Here is an 11086-nt window from a genome sequence, read left to right as displayed (position 1 = left end):
ATTTGTCCCAATTTTGGGGGTCACATCACGCAAGCCAGTTTTTTTATTTGGCATTGGACTCTTCGTGATCGGGTCAGCCCTCTGCGGTTTCTCGCACTCGATGGTGGAATTGATCATCTTCCGGGTCCTGCAGGGACTTGGTTCAGGGGCTATCCAGACAGCCGGGGTGACGGTTTTAGCGGACATGTATGATATTGACAAGCGGGCTAAAATGCTGGGCCTGACTTCGGGCTTCTGGGGCCTGGCTTCGGTTATCGCCCCGCTTTTGGGCGGTTTTATCGTCCAAAAGCTGTCCTGGCACTGGGTCTTTATGATCAATGTGCCGATCGGCTTGCTCGCCTTTTTGCTGGTTGCCTTTTACCTGCATGAAGATTTTGCTAAAAATAAATTACAGATCGACCTCAAGGGCAGCTTTAGCCTGGTTATCTTCCTTTTATCCCTAATGCTGCTTTTGCAGGGGCTGGAAAAAGGATTTAACTGGACTCTGCTGCTTTTAGCAGCAATTATGCTGGTCAGCCTCTGGGCCTTTACCAAGGTGGAAAAAACAGCCGCTGACCCGATCATTCCTTTCAGCATCTTAAAAGACAAGGAATTTTTGGCGGTCAACATCTTGCAGCTCCTGGTTTCCGGGGTCGTGATCGGCTTTGAATTCTACATCCCGACCTGGCTGCAGGGGATCAACGGGGTCAGCGCTTCAATCGCCGGCTTCGCCATTACGCCAAGCTCCCTTTTGTGGGTCTGCGGGTCCTTTTTAGCCGGTGACCTTATGGGCCGGTGGGGGACACAGAAGTACTTTGACGCGTCACTTTTGCTTTTAATCGGGGCAGACCTGGCCTTCATCCTGATTCCGACCTACACGCCATTTTGGGTCTTCTGCCTGATCGCCGTCTTCAACGGGATCGGCTTCGGCAGTATCGCCACGGCCAGCCAGGTCCGGGCCCAGATGGTGGTTGACAAGAGCCAGGTAGGGGTGGCAACTTCCTTTAACACTCTGATGAAGTACTTGGGTCAAACTGTCATGATGGTCTTCTACGGTATGACCTTCAACGTGGTCGTGGCCAGCGGGCTCAAAAAGCAGCCTTCCTTGACCAGCGAGATGATGAACAAGATTGTCTCCCCAGTCCAGGCTAAAAGCCTGGATCCGGCCGTTTTGGCCCCTCTGCGGGAGATCCTGCATTCATCCATGCGGGGGATCTACATCGTTTCTCTGATTGCCTTGCTTTTGTCCTTGGTCTTCAACCATATCTACCGGCAAAAGAAGGACTAGTTAAAATATGAACGCAAATAAAAATCTGCTCACGGCATGTGAGCAGATTTTTTATTAAGGATTTAGTTTATTCTTTTTGTCCAAGGCCTTGAAAAAGAGCCAGCTAGCCAATGAACTGAAGGCCAGGCCCTCGCACCAGCCCCCTAAGACGTCGCTTGGCCAGTGGACGTGCAGGTACATTCTGGTAAAGCCAATCGACAGGGTGAAGAAGACGCAGAAGACGATCAACCAGGTCTTGACTGGCTTCTTTTTCACCAAGACGACGAGCAGGGCGATCAAGACCAAGGCCAGGGTCATGGAACCGACCGAGTGGCCGGACGGGAAGGAGAAGCCATCGGCTTGAACCGCCTTGTCCATCCGGGGCCTCTGGCGCTGGATGATATTTTTGATAATTGAGTTGCAGGCGTTTGCCGCGATCATGGTTAAGCTGGCAAAAACTGCGTGGATATAGTTTCGCTGGTAGACCAGGAAAAGAACCAGGACCACGGTAAAGACTGTGATCGTCAAGGTATTGCCCAGCTGGGTCCAGTAAAAGGCCAGCTGCCTTTCGACCGGATTGTTGTTTCTGATTGCATTGTAGACTACCGTATCAAAAGTCTTGATAAAGGGATTCTTGCTGGCAATCAGGTAAACCCAAAAAGCAAAAAAGAGGCTGAAGGCACCGCCAAAAATTAAAAGCGGCTGATAATTGACTTTATTTTCTTTCGTATTCAATTGTTTTTAATTTTTCTCCCTTGAAAAATTTTATCCATGTGGTAAAGTATAATCGTTATCGAGAAAATAATAAAGGGCAGGGACTAGTAGAAATTTTTCTTTCTTCAGAGAAGAGCCGGTGGCTGCGAGGCTTGAAAGAGGAATTTTGAACTCACCCGGACAATGCCAAAGTGTTGTTTCGCTTTAAGAAACATTTGAGTGTCACGCGAAAGCGTGGAACTTAGGTGGTACCGCGAAACAATACGTCCTATGTCTGAACATAGGGCGTTTTTTGTTTTTAGGAAAGGATTTATCAGATGTACAACCATAAAGTTGTCGAAAAGAAGTGGCAAAAGTACTGGCTGGAAAACAAGACTTTTAAGACCGGGACTGACCCGGAAAAGCCAAAGTACTACGTTCTTGACATGTTCCCTTACCCATCTGGCAAGGGCCTGCACGTTGGTCACCCGGAAGGCTACACCGCTACTGACATCATGGCCAGAATGAAGCGGGCCCAAGGCTACAATGTCTTGCACCCAATGGGCTGGGATGCCTTCGGTCTGCCGGCAGAACAATACGCCCTGCAAACTGGTAACGACCCGGCAACTTTCACCGACGAAAACATTGCCCACTTCAAGAAGCAGCTGCAAGCTTTGGGCTTCTCCTATGACTGGGACCGGGAAATCAAGACTACTGACCCGAACTACTACAAGTGGACCCAGTGGATTTTTGAACAAATGTACAAGATGGACCTGGCCTATGAAGCTGAAGTACCGGTTAACTGGTCACCAGACCTGGGCACGGTTGTCGCTAACGAAGAAGTTATCGACGGCAAGACTGAACGGGGCGGCTACCCGGTTTACCGGCGCAAGATGCGGCAATGGATGCTGAAGATCACTGCTTATGCTGACCGTTTGCTGGACGACCTGGACGACTTGGACTGGCCAGAACCGATCAAGGAAATGCAAAGAAACTGGATCGGCCGCTCAGTTGGGGCTCAGGTAACCTTCAAGATCAAGGACTCAGACAAGAGCTTTGCCGTCTTCACTACCCGGCCGGACACCCTCTTTGGCTGCTCATACACGGTTTTGGCCCCGGAAAACGAACTGGTTAAGGAAATCACCAGTCCAGAGCAAAAGGAAGCCGTTGACGCCTACATCAAGTCCATTGAATCCAAGTCTGACCTGGAAAGAACTGACTTGAACAAGGACAAGACCGGGGTCTTCACTGGTGCTTACGCTATCAACCCGGTTAACGGGGAAGAAGTGCCAGTCTGGATTTCTGACTACGTTTTGGCAACTTACGGGACCGGGGCAGTTATGGCCGTTCCAGCCCATGACGAAAGAGACTACGCTTTTGCCACTAAGTTCGACCTGCCAATCAAGGAAGTCGTTGAAGGCGGCGACATCAGCAAGGAAGCCTTTGCCGGTGACGGGGTCCACGTCAACTCAGGCTTTTTGAACGGCCTGCACAATGAAGAAGCCAAGGCCAAGATGGTTGACTGGCTGACTGAAAAGGGCGTCGGCGAAAAGAAGGTCAACTACAAGATGCGGGACTGGAACTTCTCCCGTCAGCGCTACTGGGGTGAACCAATCCCGGTCATCCACTGGGAAGACGGGGAAACCACTTTGGTGCCAGAAGACGAACTGCCGCTGCGCCTGCCTAAGGAAAGCAACATCAAGCCGTCCGGCACTCCGGAAAGCCCGCTGGCCAACTTGACTGACTGGGTCAACGTTGTTGACGAAAACGGCCGGAAGGGCAAGCGGGAAACCAACACCATGCCGCAATGGGCTGGTTCAAGCTGGTACTTCCTGCGCTACATTGACCCGCACAACGACAAGGCCCTGGCTGACCCGGAACTCTTGAAGAAGTGGATGCCAGTTGACCTTTACATCGGCGGGGCAGAACACGCGACCCTGCACCTGCTTTACGCTAGATTCTGGCACAAGGTTCTTTACGACTTGGGCGTCGTTCCAACCAAGGAACCGTTCCAAAAGCTCTACAACCAGGGCTTGATCTTGAAGAACCATGAAAAGATGTCCAAGTCCCGGGGCAACGTGGTTAACCCAGACGACGTCGTTGACGAGTACGGTGCCGACAGCCTGCGGACTTACGAAATGTTCATGGGGCCTTTGAACGCGTCTATTGACTGGGATGACAACGGTCCTTCCGGTGTTAAGAAGTTCCTTGACCGGGTATGGCGGACTTTTGTCAATGACTTAGACCTGGATCCGATCCCATCTGAAAAGATCACTGACAAAAACGACGGCAAGCTGGACAAGATCTACAATGAAACGGTCAAGACTGTTACGGAACACTTTGAAGAACTGCACTTCAACACGGCTATTTCCCAAATGATGGTCTTCATGAACGCCTGCCAAAAGGTCGACAAGATTCCGCGGGAATACGCTGAAGGCTTCGTGAAGCTGATGGCTCCGGTTGCTCCGCACATGATGGAAGAAATCTGGCATGTCTTCGGCCACGACGAAAGCGTGCAGTTTGCTGCCTGGCCAACTTACGACGCAAGCAAGCTGGTTGAAAGCACGGTTGAAATGGCGGTTACGGTCAACGGCAAGAAGCGGGGCAACTTCCAAATCGCCAAGGACGCAAGCAGAGAAGAAGCCCAAGCTGCCGCAACCGCTCTGCCGCACGTAAAGGAATTTTTGGAAGGCAAGGAGATCAAGAAGGTCATTGTCGTGCCAAACAAGATCGTGAACATTGTTGCCAAATAAATCTAAAATTTTCCTAAAAAATCAATTTATGGTATATTTCAAACTGGATCAGGAATATGATAGTAGGTTGAAGTATAAAGATTAGGAAAGTTTTATGGCAAAGAACAAATCACAGACCAACTCCCAGGCCCAGTTGTTAAAGGGCTCGGCCTGGATGACTATTGGCTCGATCCTGTCGCGGATTCTCGGGGCGATCTATATCATCCCTTGGTATGCCTGGATGGGAAAGTATGGCAACTTGGCCAACTCTCTGACGGCGAAGAGCTACAACATCTATAGCCTGTTCATTATCATCTCCACCGCGGGCATTCCAGGGGCGATCGCCAAGCAGATCGCCAAGTACAATGCCCTGAATGAGTACGGGGTCGGCCGCAAGCTCTTCAGGCACGGCCTGGCCTTAATGGGGGTCTTCGGGATTATCTCAACGGCCTGCATGTACTTTTTGGCATTGCCGCTGTCTGGCTTTAACCCCCAGGAAGTACCGGTGATCCGGAGCCTGGCTTTGGCCGTTTTGATCATTCCGATCTTGAGCATCCTGCGGGGCTATTTCCAGGGCTTCAACGACATGATGCCCAGTGCCATGTCCCAGTTCGTGGAACAGCTGGCCCGGGTGATCTGGATGCTTTTGACGGCTTATGTGATCATGCGGGTCCAGCACGGCAACTATGTCGACGCGGTAACCCAGTCCAACCTGGCCGCCGCGATCGGGGCCGTGTTCGGTATTGGCCTGCTGGTAATTTTTTACCTTAGGCAGAAGCGGACGGTTGATCCTTTGATTGCCCAGTCCAACAACCAGGTGCAGGTTTCAACCAACAGCCTGCTCTTTGAAATCATCCAGCAGTCGATCCCCTTCATCATCATTGACTCCGGGATCAACATCTTTCAGCTGGTGGACCAGTATACCTTCCACCCGATGATCGCCAGCTTCATGCACGTGCCTTATGACACGGTCGAAATCTGGTATGCTTTGTTCGGTTTGAACGCCAACAAGCTGATCATGATCGTGGTCTCCCTGTCAACGGCCATGGCGGTTACGGCTATTCCGCTCTTGTCAGGGGCCCACGCCAGAAGGGACTATCGGGATATTTCCCGGCAGATCGGCAATACCTTGGAACTTTTCTTGTTCGTCTTATTGCCGGCTTCGCTGGGGATGGCCGCGATCTCAGACCCCTTGTACACCATTTTCTACGGCTATGACCGGCTGGGGGCCCATGTCTTGTACCTGTCCTCCTTTACGGCCATCAGCTTGGGGATGTTTACGGTCCTCATGGCCATCTTGCAGGGTCTGGACGAGAACATGTATGCCATCCGCTACTTGATCTTTGGTTTGGTCATCAAAGCGATCGTTCAGTATCCGATGATCCGCCTTTTCAAGGTCTATGGTCCGCTTTTGGCGACCAACCTTGGCCTTTTGGCGGTCATCGCCATGTCCCTCAAGCACCTTAGCGTGAAATATCGCTGGCGGGCTGACCGGATCATGCGGCGCTTTATCGGGATTGCCAGCTTCTCCATAGTGATGTTCGCGGCGGTCTTTGCTGCCGTTAAGCTGGGCGGCCTCTTCCTCAGCCCTTACCGGCGCTTGTCAGCCATGCTACTCAGCGGCTTGGCGGTAGCTGTCGGCGTGCTTGTTTACGGGGCCTTGAGTCTTAAGACCGGCCTGGCTGAAAACATTTTGGGCAGCCGGGTGACCCGGATCATGCAAAAGTTCAGATAATAGAATAGAGCCAGTTAAGGATCCTCCATTTGGAGGATCTTTTTTTGCGCCTCTTTTGGGTATTTTTCCTCTTTTGGGTATTTTTCCTTTTTCATTTTTGTCCAAAACGTTTATTCATGGAGAAAATCTTGCGAAAAAATTACAAAAAGCCTAGGTCCGGTAAGGGACGAAGCAGTTTTTTGATAAAAGTATTTTTTAGCTTGTGAATAAAAATAATTCAATAGTTGCCGGACTTTTAACAAAAAATGTTTTTTAAAATACTGTTATTTTAGCAAAGGAAACGGTTACAGCGAATCCCTCCAAAAAACTTGTAAGAAGATGTTGACATTTTTTCACAAAAGGACAATAATCAATAGTGAAAAGGCTTACAAGCCGAGTGATATGAGGTGAAAACAATGGAAATTAACGACAAGAAGGAATTGACTGAAGAAGAACGCGAAAATGCATACGTTCTTTGGTTTAACCAACTGCGCCGCGCTGACGTGGCCCTGGTTGGGGGCAAATCATCATCATTGGGTGAATTGACTTCAGGTACTGACGTGCCAGTGCCTTATGGTTTCGCAACGACCGCACACGGCTACCGGCACTTCATGGAAGTCAATGGCTTGAATGAGAAGGTAAATGCCTTGCTGGCAACTTTGAAGGACCCGGAAGACTCAGAAGAACTGCACCGGGTCTGCAGCCAGATCAGAAAGATCATGCGCGAGGCACCAATGCCGGAAGACTTAGCCGAAGACATCGGCAACTCATATGACGAACTGGCCAAGATGACCGGACAAAACGAACCATACGTTGCCGTACGTTCAAGTGCTACGGCTGAAGACCTGCCAGACGCTTCATTCGCCGGGGAACAAGACACTTACCTTAACGTTAGAGGCCGCAAGGACGTTATCCGCAAGGTCCAAGACTGCTACGCTTCCCTGTTTACTGACCGGGCAACCTACTACCGGATCAAGCAGAAGTTCCCGCAAGAGAAGGTGGCACTGTCAGCCGCTGTCCAAATGATGGCCTTCTCCAAGTCAGCCGGGGTTATGTTCACGGTCAACGTTGCCAACGGTGATGACACCAAGGTTATGATCGAAGGTTCATGGGGCTTGGGTGAATACATCGTCCAAGGGACGGTTACCCCGGACAACTTCGAAGTTGACAAGGAAAGCATGCGGATCGTAAGCAAGACCATCAACAACAAGAACATTGAATTGATCCGTCTGCCAGGCGGCGGGGTTGAACAAAGAGACGTCCCAGAAGACATGGCCAAGAGTCCATGTTTGACTGATGAAGAAGTTATTGAACTTGCCGGCTACGCTAAACAAATTGAAAAGCACTATGGCTGCTACATGGACATGGAATGGTCCAGAGACCAAGACGACAAGCTCTGGCTCGTTCAAGCCCGGCCAGAAACTGTTTGGTCACAAAGAAAGAAGGAGGGCGGCGCCAAGGAAGCAACTGACGCTAAGGCTCCAAGCTCCAATAAGGTTTTGGTCAAGGGTCTGCCAGCCAGCCCTGGTGTAGCTTCAGGTATCGTGCACGTAATTGACGACCCGAAGGACATCGGTGACTTCAAGGAAGGAGAAATCCTGGTTACCTTGATGACTTCACCAGACTGGGTCCCAGCCATGAAGAAGGCGGCCGCTATTGTTACCAACAACGGTGGGATGACCTGCCACGCCGCTATCGTTTCCCGGGAAATGCAGATCCCATGTATCGTTGGTACTGCCAGCCGGGGGACCTTTGCAACCAGATTGCTGAAGACCGGCCAGGAAGTAACGGTTGACGCCAAGAACGGGGTTGTCTACCAAGGGGTGGCTGACGAAGTCGTTAAGCCAAAGAAGGCCGAGACTGCCCCAATGGCTGCAGCTGAATACTTCCCGCCAACGGCAACCAGAGTCATGATGAACCTGGGTGACCCGGACCTGGCTGAAAAGTACGCAACTTTGCCAGCTGATGGTATCGGTTTGATGCGAGAAGAATTCCTCTGGACCACTTACATCCACCAGCACCCGCTTTACTTGATCGAAACCGGCCACCCAGAACGGGTTGTCAACGAACTGGCTAACGGGATCAGCAAGGTCTGCCGGGCCATGAACCCAAGACCTGTCGTCTTGAGATTCTCTGACTTCAAGTCCAGCGAATACCGGAACTTGAAGGGCGGGGACAAGTACGAACCGCATGAACCAGCTGACCTGCTTGGCTGGCGCGGGGCAAGCCGCTACTACGACCCGAAGTACATCGAAGCCTTCAAGCTGGAACTGGAAGCAGTCAAGAAGGTTAGAAACGAATTCGGCTTGAAGAACCTGAATGTCATGATCCCATTCTGCAGAACTGTTGAAGAAGCAGAAAAGGTAACCAAGATCATGGCTGATGAAGGGCTTGAGCGCAGCCGCGACTTCAAGGTCTTCATGATGGCGGAAATTCCATCCAACATCATTTTGGCTGACAAGTTCAACAAGTACGTTGACGGCTACTCAATCGGGTCAAACGACTTGACCATGCTGATCATGGGGACTGACCGGAACAACGATGCCATTTCCGCCCTCTACGACGAACGCAACCTGGCTGTTAAGCGGGCAATCCGCCACTTGATCAAGACCGCCCACAAGGATGGCAAGACCGTATCTATCTGCGGGCAGGCACCTTCAGAATACCCAGACTTCACTGAATTCCTGGTTAAGAGCGGGATTGACTATGTTTCCGTAAACCCGGACATGGTTAAGGAAACCAAGCTCAACGTAGCGCACTTTGAACAAAGAATTCTGCTGGACAAGGCTACTGGCCTGGGGATGCAGGATACTGAAGACTACGAATGGTAATTAGATTGATTTGACCATAAGTCGCTCCAAAAGGAGCGGCTTTTTTGTTGAATAATTGCAAAAATCAAGCATTTCATGCCAATTTGACGTAAAATTAAAAATGAATTATCATCATTTTTTTAATAAAAAGCGGCACTTTAAGTTAAGAGGAAAGCAGATAAATGGCACAACAATACTACTCAATGGATCAAATCGCAAAATTGGCACAGGTTTCCCAGCAGCAGGTCTACTACCTGATCAACATGAAGTTCAAGTTCAAACCGACCTTGACTGATCCCAGCGGCAATAAATTTTATGATGAGCGAGCGGTGGGGCAGATTTTCCAAGAACTGGGCAAGGTCCTGCCCAAGTCGGCAGCTTCGCCGGCAACCGACAATGGCCTGCTGGACATCAATGCCTTGGCGGAAACTACTGGCCTGGGCAAGAAGAAGCTGCGGATTTTTTTGCGGGAACACAAGGACTTGAAGCCAGACTTTGTTGATGAAAAGAACCACAACAAGAAATACTGGGGTCCGAGCGCCATCCAGTACATCAATGACCACTTCGGAGCAGAAGAAGCAAAGGCAGAAGAAAAGACCACGCAAGCAGAAGAAAAGACTACCGAAGTTGAAGGCAAAGCAGAAGCTGCAGAAGTTGTAGAAGCAGCAAAGACGGAAGAAAAGCCTGCTGAGGAAGAAAAGCAAGAACAAGCAAGCCAAGTAGAGGATGAAAACAAAGAAGAGACTATTGCAGAGGAAGAAGTCAAAGAAGAAGTAGTAGAAGAAGAAAAGTCTGCTGCAGAAGAAGTCAAAGAAGAAGATAAGCCAGCTGGCCCGCGCTTTATCAAGAAGGCGCCGCGCCCGGCAACGGAAAAGTTGGCTGAACACCCGCAAGTTGAATTACCTTTTGCCTTTGATGACAGCGAGGAAGCTGAAAACAAGGCTGAGGAGGCTGACAAGCCAGGCCGCGGGCCAGAAGTCAAAGAAGAAGATAAGCCAGCTGGCCCGCGCTTTATCAAGAAGGCGCCGCGCCCGGCAACGGAAAAGTTGGCTGAACACCCGCAAGTTGAATTGCCTTTTACCTTTGATGACAGCGAGGAAGCCGAACACAAGGCTGAGGAGGCTGACAAGCCAGGCCGCGGGCCAGAAGTCAAGGAAGAAGCAAAGCCAGCGGAAAAGAGCGATGAGCCGGCCAATGACCAGCAATTTGTTGTTAGAAAGCGCACTAACGACGACAAGCGGGGCCGGGGCAATTACGGCAAGCGCAGAAACAACCAGAGAAACGGCTACCAAAACCAGAACCGGACCAACAATTACTCTAAGCGGCGGGAACTTTTTGCCGGCAAGATGAAGCTGGTTACGGAAAAGGGGACTTTCTACACTGACCAGTTTGCCAGCCTGGAAGAACTGGCTGAATACGTCTTTTCATCCAAGGATAGCTTCATGAAGGTCGAGAAGTACAACCGGGGTGAATTTTCACCAGCCTACATCTCAACCAAGATCATCATCGAATTTGAAGAAGTTTAAAAAAGGCGGATCTGACGATCTGCTTTTTGCATGCTTTCATTAATAAAACTTTGCCTAATATTCATAGAAGTATTTTTTGCTTGCGAAAAGCAGAAGATTGTCCTGGCAATATCCAGGCTGGATAAAATTAATCTTTTCACAATGTTGACAGCGCTTACAGGGAGTCTATAATTATTACTGTAAGTAACTTTTAAAGGAATTAATTGTAAGGAGATTCACTTATGGCAAAAATTAAGGGCGCAAACGCCGTTTTAGATGTTATGTACAAGTGGGGCATTGACCACCTCTACGGTTTCCCAGGTGGTTCTTTTGACTCAACCATGAACGCGATCTACGAAATGCAAGACAAGATCAAGTTCATCGAA

6 protein-coding genes are annotated in these 11086 nt (G+C 50.1%); 5 read left to right on the top strand and 1 reads right to left on the bottom strand.

The window, feature by feature from the left end; genetic code table 11:
• On the top strand, nt 1-1267 hold a 1267-nt coding region (locus HMPREF3168_RS01550), incomplete at its 5' end, for an MFS transporter (RefSeq protein WP_070488132.1).
• Nucleotides 1268-1321: 54 nt separating this feature from the next.
• Here the strand turns inward: HMPREF3168_RS01550 and HMPREF3168_RS01545 are convergent.
• Nucleotides 1322-1981, bottom strand: a complete 660-nt coding sequence (locus tag HMPREF3168_RS01545) for a phosphatase PAP2 family protein (RefSeq protein WP_003611755.1) — start codon at nt 1979-1981, stop codon at nt 1322-1324.
• Nucleotides 1982-2277: 296 nt separating this feature from the next.
• Between HMPREF3168_RS01545 and leuS the strand changes: the two genes are divergently transcribed.
• The 4 genes from leuS (at nt 2278) to HMPREF3168_RS01525 (ending at nt 10721) form a co-directional block, all read left to right on the top strand.
• Nucleotides 2278-4692, top strand: a complete 2415-nt coding sequence (leuS, locus tag HMPREF3168_RS01540; RefSeq protein WP_070488130.1) for a leucine--tRNA ligase — start codon at nt 2278-2280, stop codon at nt 4690-4692.
• Between the two features lie 94 nt (nt 4693-4786).
• Nucleotides 4787-6406, top strand: a complete 1620-nt coding sequence (locus HMPREF3168_RS01535; protein WP_003611756.1) for a putative polysaccharide biosynthesis protein — start codon at nt 4787-4789, stop codon at nt 6404-6406.
• A 395-nt stretch (nt 6407-6801) separates the two neighbouring features.
• On the top strand, nt 6802-9216 hold the full coding sequence (gene ppsA, locus HMPREF3168_RS01530) for a phosphoenolpyruvate synthase (protein WP_070488127.1): 2415 nt from the start codon (nt 6802-6804) through the stop codon (nt 9214-9216).
• Between the two features lie 161 nt (nt 9217-9377).
• Nucleotides 9378-10721, top strand: coding sequence for a hypothetical protein (locus HMPREF3168_RS01525; RefSeq protein WP_070488125.1), 1344 nt, complete (start codon nt 9378-9380; stop codon nt 10719-10721).
• Nucleotides 10722-11086 lie beyond the last annotated feature (365 nt).

It is taken from the genome of Lactobacillus sp. HMSC08B12, from assembly GCF_001808415.1.
GTDB classification, from domain to species: domain Bacteria; phylum Bacillota; class Bacilli; order Lactobacillales; family Lactobacillaceae; genus Lactobacillus; species Lactobacillus delbrueckii.
This window is presented reverse-complemented; position numbering and strand designations above follow the sequence as displayed.